The organism is Streptomyces sp. NPDC093801 (assembly GCF_040701585.1).
Taxonomy (GTDB): Bacteria; Actinomycetota; Actinomycetes; order Streptomycetales; family Streptomycetaceae; genus Streptomyces.
Genome location: NZ_JBFBDP010000058.1, coordinates 1 through 16,467 on the forward strand (window position 1 = coordinate 1; position 16,467 = coordinate 16,467).

16 protein-coding genes are annotated in these 16,467 nt (G+C 72.8%); 13 read left to right on the plus strand and 3 right to left on the minus strand.

Going from position 1 to position 16,467, the window contains the following annotated elements; all coding sequences use genetic code 11:
- The first annotated feature begins 156 nt into the window (after positions 1 to 156).
- The 8 genes from AB0469_RS38720 to AB0469_RS38755 all read left to right on the plus strand — a co-directional run bounded on the left by AB0469_RS38720 (position 157) and on the right by AB0469_RS38755 (position 6,854).
- Positions 157 to 810, plus strand: coding sequence for an HAD family hydrolase (locus AB0469_RS38720; RefSeq protein ID WP_366456300.1), 654 nt, complete (start codon positions 157 to 159; stop codon positions 808 to 810).
- Positions 811 to 853: 43 nt separating this feature from the next.
- A complete protein-coding gene (locus tag AB0469_RS38725; RefSeq protein ID WP_366456301.1) occupies positions 854 to 2,080 on the plus strand; it encodes an MFS transporter in 1,227 nt (408 codons plus the stop codon).
- Positions 2,052 to 3,200: an acetoin utilization protein AcuC gene (locus AB0469_RS38730; protein ID WP_366456326.1), complete on the plus strand. Its 1,149-nt coding sequence runs from the start codon at positions 2,052 to 2,054 to the stop codon at positions 3,198 to 3,200. Before AB0469_RS38725 ends, AB0469_RS38730 begins: the two co-directional genes overlap by 29 nt.
- Positions 3,201 to 3,291: 91 nt before the next feature.
- Positions 3,292 to 4,122, plus strand: a complete 831-nt coding sequence (locus AB0469_RS38735; RefSeq protein WP_366456327.1) for a phosphatase — start codon at positions 3,292 to 3,294, stop codon at positions 4,120 to 4,122.
- A 117-nt stretch (positions 4,123 to 4,239) separates the two neighbouring features.
- Entirely contained in the window at positions 4,240 to 4,449 is a 210-nt protein-coding gene (locus AB0469_RS38740) for a helix-turn-helix domain-containing protein (RefSeq protein ID WP_008738568.1), read from the plus strand.
- Positions 4,450 to 4,582: 133 nt separating this feature from the next.
- Complete coding sequence (locus tag AB0469_RS38745; protein WP_003948845.1) at positions 4,583 to 4,681, plus strand: AURKAIP1/COX24 domain-containing protein; 99 nt, start codon at positions 4,583 to 4,585, stop codon at positions 4,679 to 4,681.
- A 95-nt stretch (positions 4,682 to 4,776) separates the two neighbouring features.
- Positions 4,777 to 5,826 carry an NAD-dependent epimerase/dehydratase family protein gene (locus AB0469_RS38750; RefSeq protein WP_366456302.1) on the plus strand — a complete coding sequence of 350 codons (1,050 nt, stop codon included), beginning with the start codon at positions 4,777 to 4,779 and terminating at the stop codon, positions 5,824 to 5,826.
- The gene (locus tag AB0469_RS38755; protein ID WP_366456303.1) at positions 5,826 to 6,854 is read left to right on the plus strand and encodes a lysophospholipid acyltransferase family protein; all 1,029 of its coding nucleotides are present in this window, start codon (positions 5,826 to 5,828) and stop codon (positions 6,852 to 6,854) included. The genes AB0469_RS38750 and AB0469_RS38755 overlap by 1 nt, the downstream gene beginning before the upstream one ends.
- 55 nt (positions 6,855 to 6,909) lie before the next feature.
- Here AB0469_RS38755 and AB0469_RS38760 read toward each other — a convergent pair whose 3' ends face one another.
- The 3 genes from AB0469_RS38760 to AB0469_RS38770 all read right to left on the minus strand — a co-directional run bounded on the left by AB0469_RS38760 (position 6,910) and on the right by AB0469_RS38770 (position 10,551).
- Positions 6,910 to 8,124, minus strand: a complete 1,215-nt coding sequence (locus AB0469_RS38760) for a DUF5667 domain-containing protein (RefSeq protein WP_366456304.1) — start codon at positions 8,122 to 8,124, stop codon at positions 6,910 to 6,912.
- Positions 8,125 to 8,369: 245 nt separating this feature from the next.
- The gene (locus AB0469_RS38765) at positions 8,370 to 9,179 is read right to left on the minus strand and encodes an ECF subfamily RNA polymerase sigma factor, BldN family (protein WP_042815776.1); all 810 of its coding nucleotides are present in this window, start codon (positions 9,177 to 9,179) and stop codon (positions 8,370 to 8,372) included.
- A gap of 340 nt (positions 9,180 to 9,519) precedes the next feature.
- The gene (locus AB0469_RS38770; protein WP_366456305.1) at positions 9,520 to 10,551 is read right to left on the minus strand and encodes an HAD-IB family hydrolase; all 1,032 of its coding nucleotides are present in this window, start codon (positions 10,549 to 10,551) and stop codon (positions 9,520 to 9,522) included.
- A gap of 99 nt (positions 10,552 to 10,650) precedes the next feature.
- On the opposite strand from AB0469_RS38770, the gene AB0469_RS38775 reads away from it, so the two are divergent.
- The 5 genes from AB0469_RS38775 to AB0469_RS38795 all read left to right on the plus strand — a co-directional run bounded on the left by AB0469_RS38775 (position 10,651) and on the right by AB0469_RS38795 (position 16,377).
- Complete coding sequence (locus AB0469_RS38775; protein ID WP_042815778.1) at positions 10,651 to 10,929, plus strand: glutaredoxin family protein; 279 nt, start codon at positions 10,651 to 10,653, stop codon at positions 10,927 to 10,929.
- Positions 10,930 to 11,202: 273 nt separating this feature from the next.
- Positions 11,203 to 12,057 (plus strand): redox-sensing transcriptional repressor Rex, encoded by an 855-nt coding sequence (locus AB0469_RS38780; protein ID WP_366456306.1) that lies wholly within the window; start codon positions 11,203 to 11,205, stop codon positions 12,055 to 12,057.
- Positions 12,054 to 13,745 (plus strand): glutamyl-tRNA reductase, encoded by a 1,692-nt coding sequence (locus AB0469_RS38785; RefSeq protein WP_366456307.1) that lies wholly within the window; start codon positions 12,054 to 12,056, stop codon positions 13,743 to 13,745. The genes AB0469_RS38780 and AB0469_RS38785 overlap by 4 nt, the downstream gene beginning before the upstream one ends.
- Entirely contained in the window at positions 13,742 to 14,710 is a 969-nt protein-coding gene (hemC, locus tag AB0469_RS38790; RefSeq protein WP_366456308.1) for a hydroxymethylbilane synthase, read from the plus strand. Before AB0469_RS38785 ends, hemC begins: the two co-directional genes overlap by 4 nt.
- Positions 14,707 to 16,377 (plus strand): uroporphyrinogen-III synthase, encoded by a 1,671-nt coding sequence (locus AB0469_RS38795; RefSeq protein ID WP_366456309.1) that lies wholly within the window; start codon positions 14,707 to 14,709, stop codon positions 16,375 to 16,377. The genes hemC and AB0469_RS38795 overlap by 4 nt, the downstream gene beginning before the upstream one ends.
- The last annotated feature ends 90 nt before the right edge of the window (positions 16,378 to 16,467 follow it).

The window sequence follows — 16,467 nt, forward strand, 5'->3', positions numbered from 1 at the left end:
GTACTGCAGGGGGGACCCTGTGGGAGAGTAGGACGCCGCCGAACAATCATTGTGGGAAAGCCCCGCACCTTCTGGTGCGGGGCTTTTCTGCGTTTTCAGCCGTTTACCCGCACCGCCCTGCCGGGTACGTGCGCCGGGCACTCGTATGGTGGGCTGATGGTCTACCAGCTGGTCATCTTCGACAACGACGGCGTCCTCGTGGACAGCGAGCCGCTCTCCAACACCGTCCTCGCCGAGTACCTGACGGAACTCGGACACCCCACCACGTACGAGGACTCCCTGCGGGACTACATGGGCGGCGCCGTGCACCGGATCCACGACGTGGTCCACGAACGCACCGGGCAGCGGCTGCCGGACGACTTCGACCGGGTCCTCCACGAGCGGATCTTCGCCGCCTTCGCGCGCGAGCTCCGGCCCGTTCCCGGGGTGACCGAGGTGCTCGGCGAGCTCTCCGCGCACGGGGTGCCGTACTGCGTCGCCTCCTCCAGCAGCCACGAGCGGATCCGCGTCGGACACCGCGCCGCCGGACTCGGCGAATGGTTCGAGGAGGAATGGATCTTCAGCGCCGAGGACGTGGGCCGGGGCAAGCCGGCGCCGGACCTGTTCCTGCACGCCGCCGACATGATGGGCGTCCACCCCTCGCAGTGCGTGGTCGTCGAGGACAGCCCGCTCGGGGTCGAGGCCGCCCGGGCCGCCGGCATGGACGTCCTCGGGTTCACCTCCATGCTCCCCGCGTCGAAGCTGCCCGGGGCCACCGCCTTCTTCGGGGAGATGAAGGAGCTGTCCGCCCTGCTCGGATTGGGTGTGTGATCGCTCTACCCACGGGTAGGCGCGGGGCCTACGCTGTGCCGCCATGACAGATGACGTGCGGTTGCGGCGGGGCCGCGGCGCCCTCGGGTTCAGCTTCCTCGTGCAAGGGGTCACGTTCGCCCTCCTCGTGACCCGCATCCCGGCCATCCAGGACCAGTACGGGATATCCGACGGGCTGCTGCCCGCCTTCCTCGCCGCCGTGCCGGTCCTCGCCGGGGTCTCCAGCGTCGCCACCGAGCACCTGGTGAAGCGGGTCGCGCCCGGCACGGTGCTGCGGTGGGCGCAGCCCGTCGTCCTGCTGGCGCTCCTCGGCGTCGGGGCCGGGACCCGGCTGTGGCACGCGGCCGTCGCCCTGGGCGTGTTCGGGCTGGCGGTCGGGGCGCTGGACGCCTCGATGAACATGCTCGGGGTGAGCCTCCAGCGGGCGTACGGGCGCTCCATCATGCTCGGGTTCCACGCCGCGTACAGCCTGGGCGGGATCCTCGGGGCGTCGGCGGCCTGGGCGGGGGCGCACTGGCATCTGGCACTGTTCACCGGGTACCTGCCGGCGGTGGTGGTCCTGCTGCCGCTCGCGCTGGCCGGGAGCCGGTACTACGTGGACACGAAGGCCGGGGCGGGGGAGGCCGCGCAGGGGTGGCCCGAGCGGGGCGGGCGGTTGCTGCTGCCGCTGTGCCTGGTGATGGCGTGCGCGTACATCGGGGACTCCACGGTGGCGAACTGGAGTGCCAAGTACCTCCAGGACGTGCTGGGGAGCTCGGAGCAGCTGGCGACCGTCCCCTACAACGTGTACATGGTGACCACGCTCGTCGGGCGGGCCGTCGGGGACCTCGGGGTGCGGCGGTTCGGGGCGGTGGCCGTGGTGCGCTGCGGGGCGGTGGTGGCGGCCGCCGGGTTCGCGGTAGTGGCGGCGGCGCCCGGGGCGTGGACGGGGATGCTGGGGTTCACGCTGCTGGGGATCGGGCTCTGCGTGATCGTGCCGCAGACGTTCGCGGCGGCGGGGCGGCTGTTCCCGAACGCCTCGGACACGGCGGTGGCGCGGCTGAACATCTTCAACTACGTGGGTTTCCTGGTCGGTTCGCCGCTCGTCGGCGGGATCGGGGAGGCCTGGAACTACCGGGGCGCCATGGTGGTGCCGATGGCGCTGGTGCTCGTCACGCTGCTCCACGCCCGCTCGTTCGGCACGGTGGACCGGGCCCGATACGGTGTGCGGCATGAGCGGCGAGCCGGTGACCGGGCTGTTGATGTGGGACGAGGCGGTAACGGGGTATGACTTCGGACCGAGCCATCCGATGGACCCGGTGCGCCTGGCGCTGACGATGGGCCTGGTGCGGGCCTTCGGGCTGGACCGGGAGATGGAAGTGCGGGCGGCCCGTGCGGCCGGGGACTCGACGCTGAGGCTGGTGCACCGCGAGGACTACGTCGCGGCGGTGCGCGAGGTGTCGGCGGATCCGGGGGCGGCCGACGGCTCGTACGGGCTGGGGACGGTGGACGACCCGGCGTTCCGCGGGATGCACGAGGCGTCCGCGCTGATCGCCGGCCAGTCGGTGGCGGGCGCGGAGGCCGTCTGGCGCGGGGAGGCGGAGCACGCGGTGAACTTCGCCGGCGGGCTGCACCACGCCATGCCGGGCGGGGCGGCCGGGTTCTGCGTGTACAACGACGCGGCGCTGGCGATCGCCCGGCTGCTGGAGCTGGGCGCCGAGCGGGTCGCGTACGTGGACGTGGACGTGCACCACGGCGACGGGGTCCAGGCGGCGTTCTGGGACGACCCCCGGGTGCTGACGGTGTCGCTGCACGAGCACCCGCGGACGCTGTTCCCGCAGACGGGCTGGCCGCAGGAGACGGGCGGACCGTCGGCCGAGGGGAGCGCGGTGAACGTGGCGCTGCCCGCCGGGACCGGTGACGAGGGGTGGCTGCGGGCGTTCCACGCGACGGTGCCCGAGCTGCTGCGGGACTTCCGGCCGCAGGTGCTGGTGACCCAGCACGGGGCGGACACGCACTTCGAGGACCCCCTCGCGCACCTGGCGGTGTCGCTGGACGCGCAGCGGGCGGTGCAGGAGGCCTGTCACGCGCTGGCGCACGAGTACGCGGGCGGGCGGTGGCTGGCGCTGGGCGGCGGCGGGTACGCGGTGGTGGACGTCGTGCCGCGGTCGTGGACGCACCTGGTGGGGATCGCCGCGCACCGGCCGGTGGATCCGCGGTCGGTGGTGCCGCAGGCGTGGCGGGACGAGGTGTACGCGCGGACGCGGCAGCACGGGCCGGCCCGGATGACGGACGGGCGCGAGCCCGGGTGGCGGGAGTGGGACGCGGGTTACGATCCGGCGGACCGTACGGATCAGGCCGTTCTGGCGACGCGTCGGGCGGTGTTCCCGTTGCGCGGGATGCTGGTGTGACGGGTGGTCAGGTGGCGGCGTGATTACGCCAACGGGGGTGCTGTTCGCCGGAACTGATGATCCGGCAGATCGGGTGCGGCAGCATCGGAGGGTGTTGAGCGAGGGCGCGTTGCGCGCGCATCTGCTGGCCGCCCGGTTGGCCGGGCCCGTCGCCACCACCCGGGAGGAGAGCCTGCGCAGCTACCGGCTGTTCGCGGCGGGCGACCCCCGGGTGCTGCTGGGGCTGGACCCGGACGGCCGCTGGGACGAGGGTGCGCTGCTGGGGCTGATGGCGGAGCGGTGCGGGGTCTCCCCGGACCCGGCGCAGGTCAGCGGGCCGGACGTGATCGATCCGGGGCGGACGGTGGCTGCGCTGGAGGTGTTCGCGGAGCGGTTGCGGGTGGCGGTCGGGGCGCGGTCGCCGGTGCTGTTCGGTACGGGGCACCCGCATCGGCTGCTGGGGTTCTACGCCGCTTTGGCGGGGGCGGTGTCGGCGGCGGGCTGTGTTGTCCTCACTCCGGCGCAGGGGGTCCATGTCGACATGGCGACCCGGTTCGGCGTACGGCGGCACCGGATCGATTACGTACGGGGGGTCGCATTGGTGCGGGAACCCGGCGCGCGGGGAGGCGGGAGTGCCACCGGCGCACACACCCATTCGCCGCTCCCGGTTCGGGTCGCGCTCGGGGCGCTGGCGGAGGGCGGGGGGCCGCTCCCGGAACTGGTCGTCGGTGATCATGGTTGGGTCTGCGGTGCAGGTCAGCTCGGCGTGGAGGCGATCGGGCTGGCGGATACGGACGATCCCGCGCTGTTCGTGGGGGAGGCCGAGGGGAGGGTGGCGGCGGTGGTTCCGCTTGATGACGCCGTGCGCTCGGCTGCCTATGGACCGCTCACGCGGTTCGTGTTGCGGCGCGCCGGGCTGCCGGTGCGTCAGGAGTGGCCGTAGCTCCTCTTCCCCAGCCGTATCACGCGCCCCTACTCTGGGGAGTGAGCGTGCGACGACGAGGAGTAACCGGAGGGGAAGCCGGTGCCCCGTCATGCGCGGAAGGTCAAGGTGGGTGTCATGGCTGCTGGCGAGAGGCCTCTCAGTGAGGTTCAGTTCCTGACCGTGGCGGAGGTCGCCTCGGTGATGCGAGTGTCGAAGATGACCGTGTACCGCCTGGTGCACAACGGTCATCTGCCCGCGATCCGGGTGGGCCGGTCCTTCCGGGTCCCCGAAAACGCGGTCCACGAGTACCTCCGTGAGTCCTACGTGGGGGTGGAGTCGGCCTGAGAATGAGGCTCGGGCGACACCTGCGGAAGCCTCGGATTACAAGCTCGGAGCTCGGGCGGGTAGGCTAGGCCGACGTAGGTCGTGTGGGCCCAGACGCCCCGCACCGAGTGAAGAGAAGTGAGCGAGGGTAGTCGTGGGCTCTGTTATCAAGAAGCGGCGCAAGCGGATGGCTAAGAAGAAGCACCGCAAGCTGCTCAAGCGCACCCGCGTCCAGCGTCGTAACAAGAAGTAAACGGCAGCTGTACGTGTTCTCCGCAGCCCCTCCACCATCCTGGTGGAGGGGCTGCGGTGCAGCCGGGGGTACTTCTCGAGGGAGGCGCTGAGCTCGTGGGGAAGGTCGTGCTCGTCACCGGGGCTGCCCGGCAGCTGGGAGGCCGCTTCGTGCGCCGCATCCAGCGCGACCCCGAGGTGGAGCGGGTCATCGCGGTCGACGCCGTGACCCCACCGCACCGGCTCGGCTCGGCCGAGTTCGTGCACGCGGACATCAGACAGTCCGCGATCGCCCGCGTGCTCGCCGAGCACGCGGTGGACACGGTGGTCCATCTGGCGGTCACCGGAGGCGCTCCCGGGGCGCCGGGCGGGCGCAGCGCCGTCAAGGAGACCAACGTCATCGGGACGATGCAGCTCCTGGGCGCCTGCCAGAAGTCGCCGACCGTACGGCGGCTCGTGGTGAAGTCCAGTACCAGCGTGTACGGGGGGACGGCGCGCGACCCGGCCGTCTTCACCGAGACCACGCAGCCGAAGTCGCTGCCGTCGGCCGGCTTCGCGAAGGAGGCCGCCGAGGTCGAGGGGTACGTCCGGGGCTTCGCGCGCCGGCGGCCGGACGTGGCGGTGTGCGTGCTGCGCTTCGCGAACATCCTGGGGCCCTTCGCGGACTCGGCGTTGGCGGAGTACTTCTCGATGCCGGTGATGCCGACGGTCCTCGGCTACGACCCGAGGCTCCAGTTCGTCCACGAGGACGACGTGGTGGACGTGCTGCGGCTGGCGGCCGGGGAGCCGCGCCGCGGGACGCTGAACAGCGGGACCTTCAACATCGCGGGGGACGGCGTCCTGCTGCTGTCGCAGTGCGCGCGGCGGCTGGGGCGGCCGGCGGTGCCGCTGCTGCTGCCCGCGGTGACGTGGGTGGGCCAGGCGCTGCGGGCGGTCGGGGCGACGGACTTCTCCCCGGAGCAGATCCGGCTGCTGACGCACGGGCGGGTCGTGGAGACCGCGCAGATGCGCGAGGTGCTGGGGTTCCGGCCGCAGTACACGACGGTGGAGACCTTCGCGGACTTCGCGCGCAGCCGGGGGAACGGGCTGCTGCCCCCGGAGCGGGTCGGGCGGGCCGTGGACCGGATGGCGGCACTGTTGAACGTGGACGAGGGAGTGGAGCGGTAGTGGCGGACGCCAAGGTCATTCCGTTCGGCGAGGACCGGCCGCGCCGGCGCGGCGGTGGCGCGCGCAAGGCGCGGGCCGTGGACGCGGTGGCGGCCCCTGCACGGCCGCCGGAGGCGGCCGCGCAGGAGCCCGGGCCGGTGGAGCTCGTGGCGCCCGTGGAGGCGCCGGCGGGCCGGTCGGGCGGCGGCGGTGACTGGGACCGCCGGATCGCGGGCGGGCTGGCGTTCCTGCGCCGGCGGATCACGGGCGAGTACGAGGTCGACGCGTTCGGCTACGACAAGGAGCTGACGGACCACGTCCTGATGTCCCTGATGCGGCCGCTGTTCGAGAAGTACTTCCGGGTCGAGGTCAAGGGCGTCGAGAACATCCCGAAGGAGGGCGGGGCGCTGATCGTGGCGAACCACTCGGGGACGCTCCCGCTGGACGGGCTGATGCTCCAGGTCGCGGTGCACGACCACCATCCGGCGGAGCGGCACCTGCGGCTGCTGGCGGCGGACCTGGTGTTCATGCTGCCGGGGGTCAACGAGCTCGCCCGCAAGGCCGGTCACACGCTGGCGTGCGCGGAGGACGCGCAGCGGCTGCTGGAGGCCGGGGAGCTGGTCGGGGTGATGCCGGAGGGCTTCAAGGGGATAGGGAAGCCGTTCGGTGAGCGCTACAAGCTCCAGCGGTTCGGCCGGGGCGGGTTCGTCTCGACGGCGCTGCGGGCGGGCACCCCGATCGTCCCGTGCTCGATCGTGGGGGCGGAGGAGATCTACCCGATGATCGGCAACGCGAAGACGCTGGCGCGGCTGCTGGGGCTGCCGTACTTCCCGATCACGCCGACGTTCCCGTGGCTGGGTCCGTTGGGGGCGGTGCCGCTGCCGACGAAGTGGACGATCCAGTTCGGGGAGCCGATCCCGACGGACGGGTACGCGGCGGAGGCGGCCGAGGACCCGATGCTGATGTTCAACCTGACCGACGAGGTGCGGGAGCAGATCCAGCACACGCTGTACAAGCTGCTGGTGCAGCGGCGGTCGGTGTTCTTCTGAGGGCATGACGGAAGGGGGCGGGACCACCCGGTGGTCCCGCCCCCTTCCGTACGTCCTACTCGGCGTCCTCCGCCGTGATGCCCAGGCCCGGGAGGAGCCCCGGGAGGAGCGGCGGGAGGGTGATGTCCGGGTGCGGGAGGTCCGGGGTCGCCGGGGCGCCCGGGGTGGACTGGCCCTGTGCCGGCGGGTGGAGCAGGCCGCCGGTGCCGCCGAGGAGGCCGGTGCCGGGTGCCGGGCTGCCGGAGGAGCTGGGCGCGGACGGTGCGGTCGGCTGCGAGGGGGCTCCGGACGCGGGCGCGGGCTGCTGCTGCTTGCCCGGGGCCGCCGGGGTGCCCGCCGTGGACGGGCCGGAGCCCTGTCCGCCGCGGCTCTGCTCCGGGGGCTTGGGCAGGAGGCCCTGGAGCGGTTCCACGTCATCGTCTATGGCCTGGAAGACCGAGGTCACCTGGTCGCCGACGTCGTGCAGCTGCGGCGGGAGGTTGGACCTCAGCCGTCCCCACGCGTCGCGGTGGGAGCGGGAGAACGAGGACAGCGTCTGGATCGGGCCGAGCGAGCCGTCCCGTTCGTAGGCCGCCTGGAGGAGCCGGTGGCCCTCCGCCGCGTCGTGCTTCATGCCCGCCAGGGCGCGCCGGATCTCGGCCAGGACCTCGTGGTCCAGGGGGCCCGACCGGCCGCGCTCCATCAGCCTGCGCGCCTCCGACAGGCGGTTCGAGGCCTGGTCGAGGTAGAGCTCGCCCCGGTCCGCGTCCTCGTCGGCCATGCCCAGCTTGAGGTCCTCCATGCCCAGCTTGACCGGGTAGAGGGAGTCACCGGGCAGGGCGTCGGTGCTGGCAGCGGCCACTCCGCTGAAGGCCCCGGCGGCCACACCCACGGTGAGTCCGCCCGCTGCGATGCCCTTGGACCAGCGGGAGCGGGGCCGCAATTTCCGGAGCGAGGTCGCCCGGTGGGCGCCGCGGCCGGTCCGCTGCTCGGGCACCTGAGGGTCCGAGGCGGCACCGCCCCCGGCCCTCTCCTCCATCACCATGGCCTCCATGGCGGCCACGAGCTGTGCTCGTTGCACCACTTTGACCTCGGGGTCCAGCACCGGGCGCGGCATTCTTTCGCCGAGCGCACTCGCCAGGGCCAACAGCCGGTCGTGGTCGGCAGATTCGGCAGGTGCCTCGGACTGCTCGGCCGCCGGTTCGGGTTCCGAAAGGTCGGACGGGGTCCGACCTTCCAGGGCCTGGGCGAAGGCGTTCGCCCGCCGGTGCGGAGTCACGTTCGCGATCACTGGCGGCACCTCCTCTCGTCATGACGATCGACTCCCCAAGGTGTCCGGAAGGTTGCCTTCCTTGAGCACGTCCACACTTTCGGGTGAGCGGCTTCGGGCAGGGCGTGTCCACAGGGAGCCTGCATTCCGCACAACGAGCGGCGCGGCACTTGGGTTACGGACGAAGGATGATCGGACCACAGCGTCATCGAGGGGTCACCGGGTGTGAGGTCGTCGTGTTCTTTCGCGGGCGTGGTTCGCCGGCGTCAGCGGGCGTCGTCCGGCAGCAGGCGGGCGAGGGTGCGGACCGCCCGGTACTGGAGCGTTTTGATCGCGCCCTCGTTCTTCCCCATGACTCGGGCCGTCTCGGCGACCGAGAGGCCCTGGAGGAAGCGGAGGGTCACGCACTCCTGCTGCTGCGGGTTGAGTTTGCGCACGGCTTCGAGGAGGGCCGCGTTGGAGAGGGACTCCAGGACGGAGTCCTCGGGGCTGCGCTCCACCTCGTTGGCGTCGAGCATCTCGCCGGTGGTGACCTCCAGGCGGAAGCGGCTGGACTTGAAGTGGTCCGCCACCAGGTTCCGCGCGATGGTCACCAGCCAGGCGCCGAAGTCGCGGCCCTGCCAGGTGAAGGTGGAGATGCGGCGCAGCGCGCGCAGGAAGGTCTCGCTGGTGAGATCCTCCGCGGTCGCCTTGCCGCCGACGCGGTAGTAGATGTAGCGGTACACCGTGTCGCTGTACTGGTCGTAGAGGCGGCCGAAGGCCTCGGCCTCGCCCGCCTGGGCGCGTTCGACCAGGTCCATCATGCGGGCCTGGTCGCTGTCCGCCGTGGGGCGACGGGCGGTGGGCGCGCTCGTGCCGCCGCCGGCGGCCGAACCCGCGCTGGTGCGACCTCGTCTGCCCACCGTCGCTCCGCCGTCGGTCAGGGCGTAGCAGGGACCGGCCGGGCCGAGGCCGGCAGGGACGGCGGCGAAGGCGGGGACGGCGTACGCGGTGGGGACGAAGCCGCGCAGGTGGTCGAGGACCGTTGCGCGCAGCGTAGCCAGGCCCGAGGCGTCAACCCCGACAGGTGGGTACACGGGACTCCCAGAGGCAGAGCTTCCATCACGTGCAGTGCGGGACCGTTCACCCGTCGTGGCGACAGGCGGGCGGCGGCATGCGTCTGAGGAGAATAACGCTTCGTACAGGCAGCGCTACACCCAGTTGCTGAAATCACCGGTTCCGACACTTCCGTTGCGTGTCGAGGGCATATTCAGGCCTGGTTGGTGATCAGTTGCTGATCACTTCCATGCGCGGAATGGAAGCTTCCGGGGTGCCCGCGACCGAGTCGGGCAGGCCGGAGTGCCGCGCCGGGGGCGCGGGTAGAGGGGAGCGAATGAACGCCGGGCCGCCCCGCGGAAGGGGCGTGGCCCGGCGTCGCTACTTGCGGCGCCGGTGCAGGGCGATGGCGGCGGCCGCGCCGCCCGCGATCGCGCCGACGCCGGCGGCGGCCGGGACGCCGACCTTCACGGCCTTGCGTCCGGTCCGGTAGTCGCGCAGCCGCCAGTCGTGCTCACGGGCATGCTTGCGCAGTTTCGTGTCGGGATTGATCGCGTACGGATGCCCGACCAGCGACAGCATCGGGATGTCGTTGTGCGAATCGCTGTACGCGGCGCAGCGCGCGAGGTCCAGGTCCTCGGCGGCGGCCAGCGCGCGCACCGCCTCGGCCTTGGCGGGGCCGTGCAGCGGCTCGCCGACCAGGCGGCCGGTGTAGATCCCGTCCACGGACTCGGCGACGGTGCCCAGGGCGCCGGTCAGGCCGAGCCGGCGGGCGATGATCGTGGCGGTCTCGACGGGGGCGGCGGTGACGAGCCAGACCTTCTGGCCGGCGTCGAGGTGGGCCTGGGCCAGGGCGCGGGTGCCCGGCCAGATCCGCTCGGCCATGTACTCGTCGTAGATCTCCTCGCCGATCGCCATGAGTTCGGAGACCTTGTGGCCCTTGACGATGGACAGGGCGCTGTCGCGGGCGTCCTGCATGTGGTCGGGGTCCTCGACCCCGGCGAGCCGGAACCAGGCCTGCTGCCAGGCGAAGCGGGCCAGTTCGCGGCGGCGGAAGAACTCGCGCTTGTAGAGGCCGCGGCCGAAGTGGAAGATCGCGGCGCCCTGCATGACGGTGTTGTCGAGGTCGAAGAAGGCGGCGGCGAGGTCGTCGCCGGGGACCGGGAACGCGGGCTCGCCCGCGGCCGCCGGCCCGGCGTCCGCGGCTGCGTCCGACTCCCGCACGGTGTCCGCGGCGGTCTCGGTTCCGGTTCCGCTTGCGGTCTCGGGGGCCTCCGGCGCCGCCGGGGCGGCCTGCGGTGGTGCGTCGGACCGCGCGGTCTTGCGGGCGGCCTCGGCCGAGGCCTCGCCTGCCAGCACGCTCCGTGCTGTCGCGGAGCGTCTACGGGGGGTGAGCCATCCCAGAGCGGCCATGACGCGAGCATAGCCACTGTGTTCGGGAGTTCCCGAACCGCCGGGAAACAGGGCGGTTAACTCTTCGGGCACACGGGCGCGGCGCGGGACAATGGCCGCATGAGCCCTTTGCTGCGCCGTAAGGAAAAGAAGCGTCCCGACGAGCGGATGGTGACGCTCATCGGGAAGCCCGGGTGCCATCTCTGCGACGACGCCCAGGAAGTGATCGAGAAGGTGTGTGCCGAGACCGGTGCGCAGTGGGAGAAGAAGGACATCTCGCAGGACGAGGAGCTCTACCGCCGGCACTGGGAGCAGATTCCGGTCGTGCTGGTGGACGGCGAACAGCACACCTTCTGGAGGGTGAACCCCGACCGTCTTCGACGGGCATTGGGAGCCTGACCCTCCGGGCCGTTACCATCGTGGGCGATTTATGGGGACTCGGGGGCGTATCGATGAGGAGTGTGTACCGCTTTGCCCCCCTCGGGATTTGAACGGGTTCGGCCCGTTCCCGGGTCGGCCCCCGCGCGTCCAGCCTGCGTGACCCCGGTCACTTTGCTCGGACAAAGCGGACACAATCTTTGTGCACGCGTTCACAAAGACATAGCCTGCTTTCGACGGGGCGGTCCTGGGACACGAGGCCGCCTACAGCCCCGCTCATCCCGCAGGAGCATCGTGGCAACTGGCCGAACTCACCGACCGGCGACCCGCAGCCGAGGTATTCCCGAGGCCACTGTCGCCCGGCTTCCGCTGTACCTGCGCGCACTCACCGCGCTCTCCGAGCGCTCGGTCCCCACGGTGTCCTCCGAGGAGCTCGCGGCCGCCGCCGGAGTGAACTCCGCGAAGCTGCGCAAGGACTTCTCGTACCTCGGTTCCTACGGCACGCGGGGCGTGGGATACGACGTCGAGTACCTCGTCTACCAGATCTCCCGTGAGCTCGGGCTGACCCAGGACTGGCCGGTCGTCATCGTCGGCATCGGCAACCTCGGCGCCGCCCTGGCCAACTACGGCGGTTTCGCCTCGCGCGGCTTCCGCGTGGCCGCGCTGATCGACGCCGATCCGGCGATGGCCGGGAAGCCGGTGGCGGGCATGCCCGTGCAGCACACCGACGACCTGGAGAAGATCATCGAGGAGAACGGCGTCTCCATCGGGGTCATCGCGACCCCGGCGGGCGCCGCCCAGCAGGTCAGCGAGCGGCTGATCGCCGCCGGTGTGACCTCCATCCTGAACTTCGCGCCCACCGTGCTCCAGGTCCCGGACGGGGTGGACGTGCGCAAGGTCGACCTGTCGATCGAGCTGCAGATCCTGGCGTTCCACGAGCAGCGCAAGGCCGGCGAGGAGACGGGCGGGGCCGCGGAGGCCCCTGCCGCGGGTGGCCCCGCCGCCGGCGCCTCCGGCCCGGCTGCCGGTGCCACCGGCGGGACCGGGGCGGCTCCGGCCGCCGCCGTCGAGCCGCCGGCCGGCCGGGGCGCCGCCACCTCCCGCAAGAACGGGCCCGACGGCGACGTTCCGGCGGTGATGCCGGCATGAGTCTGCTCGTCGTTGGCCTGAGCCACCGCAGCGCGCCGGTGAGCGTGCTGGAGCGGGCCTCGCTGTCCGCCGACGCCAAGGTCAAGCTGCTGCACGACACCCTGGCCGCCGAGCCGGCGGCCGAGGCGACCGTGCTGGCCACCTGCAACCGGATCGAGCTGTACGCCGACGTGGACAAGTTCCACGCCGGTGTCGCCGAGCTGTCCACGCTGCTGGCCCAGCACAGCGGGGTCGCGCTGGAGGAGCTCACCCCCTACCTGTACGTCCACTACGAGGACCGGGCGGTGCACCACCTGTTCTCGGTGGCGTGCGGGCTGGACTCGATGGTGGTCGGCGAGGGGCAGATCCTCGGCCAGATCAAGGACGCGCTGGCGCTGGGGCAGGAGCTCCACACCGCCGGACGGCTGATCAACGACCTCTTCCAGCAGGCGCTGCGGGTCGGCAAGCGGGCGCACTCGGAGACCGGGATCGACCGGGCCGGGCAGTCACTGGTGACCTTCGGCCTGGAGCAGCTGGCCGTGCGGGAGCCGGTCGCCGACTGGGCCGCCGGGAAGCGGGCGCTGGTGATCGGCGCCGGGTCGATGTCCTCGCTGGCCGCCGCCACGCTCGCGCGGGTGGGGGTCGCGGAGATCGCCGTCGCGAACCGGACCGCGGAGCGGGCGGAGCGTCTCGCGGAGATTCTGGTTGCCTCGGGCACCGGTGTGCGGGCGTGGGCCGTTCCGATGTCGGCGGTGGCGGATGAGCTGGCGCTCGCCGATGTGGTGGTGTCCTGTACCGGGGCCACCGGGCTGGTGCTGACCGGGGACGACGTCGCCGCGGCGGTGTCGGGCCGTGCGGGGCTCTCCCCCACCCCGCCCCTCCCCGAAACCGGGGCCGCGCCGCAGGCGCCGCAGGCCGTCGCACCCGACGCCGAGCTCGTCGCACGGCTCGTCGCCGCCGCCGAAGGCGGGCGGCGGCTCACCGATGCCGGGGCCGCCCGGACCATCGCGCCCGCCGCGCAGGCCGTCGACGGCTGCCCGGTGGACGCGCCGGCGGGCGACGGGCGGTCCGCGCTCGCCGGGGTGGACGCCGGGTCGCTCGAACTGCACGGCGCCTGGGCCGACCAGGGCGAGGCCGCCGCACAGCGGCAGCCGCGGCGCGGGACCCGCAGCCACGCCGACGGGGCCGTTCCCGTACGGCTCGCGGTGCTCGACCTCGCCATGCCCCGGGACGTCGACGCCGCCGTGCACCGGATCCCGGGCGTGCGCCTCGTGGACATCGAGAGCCTCGCGGAGGCGTCCGCGGACGCGCCGATGGCCGCCGACGTCGACGCCGTGCGCGGGATCGTGGCCGAGGAGGTGGCCGCCTTCGGCGCCGCCCAGCGGGCCGCGCACATCACCCCCACCGTCGTCGCCCTGCGGGCGATGGCCGCCGAGGTCGTCGCCATGGAGGTGGCACGGCTCGACGGGCGGGTACCCGACCTCGACGAACGGCAGCGCGCGGAGGTCACCCAGACCGTGCGCCGCGTCGTCGACAAGCTCCTCCACGCGCCGACCGTGCGCGTGAAGCAGCTCGCGAGCGAACCCGGCGGCGCCGGGTACGCCGAGGCGCTGCGTGAACTCTTCGACCTCGACCCTCAGACGGTGGCATCCGTCAGCCGGGCGGACGCGGCCGATCCGAAGAACGACGACCCAGGACGGGCATCATGAACTCACGTCCCGACCAGCCCCTCAGGCTCGGCACGCGGCGCAGCAAGCTGGCCATGTCCCAGTCCGGGCACGTCGCCGAGGCGGTCCGGGCGGTCACCGGCCGGCCCGTGGAGCTCGTGGAGATCACGACGTACGGCGACGTGTCCCGCGAGCACCTCGCGCAGATCGGCGGCACCGGCGTGTTCGTCACCGCCCTGCGCGACGCGCTCGCGCGCGGCGAGGTCGACTTCGCCGTGCACTCGCTGAAGGACCTGCCGACCGCGCAGCCCGACGAGCTGGTCATCGCCGCCATGCCGAAGCGGGAGGACCCGCGCGACGCCCTCGTGGCGCGCGACGGGCTGACCTTCGAGCAGCTGCCCGACGGCGCCCGGGTCGGTACCGGCTCGCCGCGCCGCATGGCGCAGCTGCACGCGTACGCCAAGGGGCTGGGCAAGCGGATCGAGTGCGTCGCCATCCGGGGGAACGTCGACACCCGGATCGGGTTCGTGCGGGACGGGGAGCTCGACGCCGTCGTGCTCGCCGCCGCCGGCCTGAACCGGATCGGGCGCGGTGACGAGGCGACCGACCTGCTGTCGGTCGACAACGTGCTGCCCGCTCCCGGCCAGGGAGCCCTGGCCGTGGAGTGCCTGGCGTCCGACACGGAGCTGATCGCCGCGCTCGGTCAGCTGGACGACCCGTACACCCGGGCCGCCGTGACCGCCGAGCGTGCCCTGCTCGCCGCGCTGGAGGCGGGGTGCAGCGCGCCCGTGGGCGCCCTCGCCGACCTCCTGGCCGACGGTCAGACTGTCAATGAAATGCGCCTGCGTGGTGTCGTGGGAACCCTCGACGGTTCCACGCTGGTGCAGCTGTCCACCACCGGTCCCGTGCCCCAGTCGTACGACGAGGCCATGGCGCTCGGCCGTGAACTCGCGGACGAGATGCTGGCCAAGGGCGCGGCCGGTCTGATGGGGGAGCGATCCCTTTGAACCCCTCAAGCCCCACCACCTCCGCTTTCCCGGCCGTCGCGGTCCAAGGGCTCGTCACCTTCCTGGGTGCCGGCCCCGGCGACCCGGGTCTGCTGACGCTGCGCGCCGTCGAGGCGCTCGCGGCCGCGGACGTACTGATCGCCGAGCCCGAGGTGCTCGACGTCGTACGGACCCACGCGCGCACGGGCGTCGACACGCCGCAGCTGACGGTCGCTGACGAGAAGTCAGCAGCCGCCGGGGTCCCGGTGATCCGCGACGCCGCCAATCTTGTCATGGAGGCCGCGCGCTCCGGCAGGCGGGTCGTCCGTGCCGTCACCGGCGACCCGGGACTCGACGGGAACGCCGCCGCCGAGATGCTGGCCTGCGCGAACGAGGGGATCCCCTTCGAGGTCGTGCCCGGTGTCGCGACCGCCGTGGGCGTGCCCGCGTACGCGGGCGTGCCGCTGCGCGGCGACAAGGGCGCGGACGTGCGCTTCGTGGACGCCCGGCACGCCTCGGCGCGCTGCTGGGCCGAGGTGGGCGCCAGCGAGGGCAGCGTCGTGGTCGTCTCCGCCACGCTGGAGACGGTCGCCGCCGCGGCCGCCGAGCTGGTGTCGGCAGGCCGGGGGCCCGAGACCCCGCTGACGGTGACCGTCGGCGGTACCACGACCCGGCAGCGGACCTGGACGGCGACCCTGGGCACGATCGCCCAGGTGTTCAAGCAGGGCAAGGTGCTCCCGTCGCCCGAGGGCGCACGGCCGGTCATAGCCGTGGTCGGCGAGCAGGGCGCCGCCGCGCGCCGCGAGGAGCTGGCCTGGTTCGAGTCGAAGCCGCTGTTCGGCTGGCGGGTGCTCGTGCCGCGCACCAAGGAGCAGGCCGCTTCGCTCTCCGACCAGCTGCGTTCGTACGGCGCGGTGCCGCACGAGGTGCCGACCATCGCCGTGGAGCCGCCGCGCACCCCGCAGCAGATGGAGCGGGCGGTCAAGGGCCTGGTCACCGGCCGCTACGAGTGGATCGCCTTCACCTCGGTGAACGCCGTCAAGGCGGTGCGGGAGAAGTTCGAGGAGTACGGGCTCGACGCGCGCGCCTTCGCGGGCATCAAGGTCGCCGCGGTCGGCGAGCAGACCGCGGCCGCGCTGGTCGAGTTCGGCGTCAAGCCGGACCTGGTGCCGAGCGGCGAGCAGTCGGCCGCCGGGCTGCTGGAGGACTGGCCGCCCTACGACCCGGTCTTCGACCCGATCGACCGCGTCTTCCTGCCGCGCGCCGACATCGCCACCGAGACCCTGGTGGCCGGCCTGATAGAGCTGGGCTGGGAGGTCGACGACGTCACCGCCTACCGGACCGTGCGCGCCTCGCCGCCGCCGGCGGACACCCGTGAGGCGATCAAGGGCGGCGGCTTCGACGCCGTGCTCTTCACCTCGTCCTCGACCGTCCGCAACCTGGTCGGTATCGCGGGCAAGCCGCACAACGTGACCGTCATCGCCTGCATCGGGCCGGCGACCGCCAAGACGGCGGAGGAGCACGGCCTGCGCGTGGACGTGCTGTCGCCGGAGCCGAGCGTGGGCAAGCTGGCGGAGGCGCTGGCCGCGTACGGGGAGGCCCGCCGCGAGGCGGCCAAGGAGGCCGGCGAGGCCGTGGCCCGGCCCAGCGAGCGCCGTCCGGGCGCGCGGCGCCGTCGCACGACGTGAGCCGGTTAGGGGCCTCGGGGGCCTCAGCGGGTGGAGGGGCCCGGGTGCGCAGAGCGCCCGGGCCCCTTCGGCGTGTCCGGCGAAAGCGGG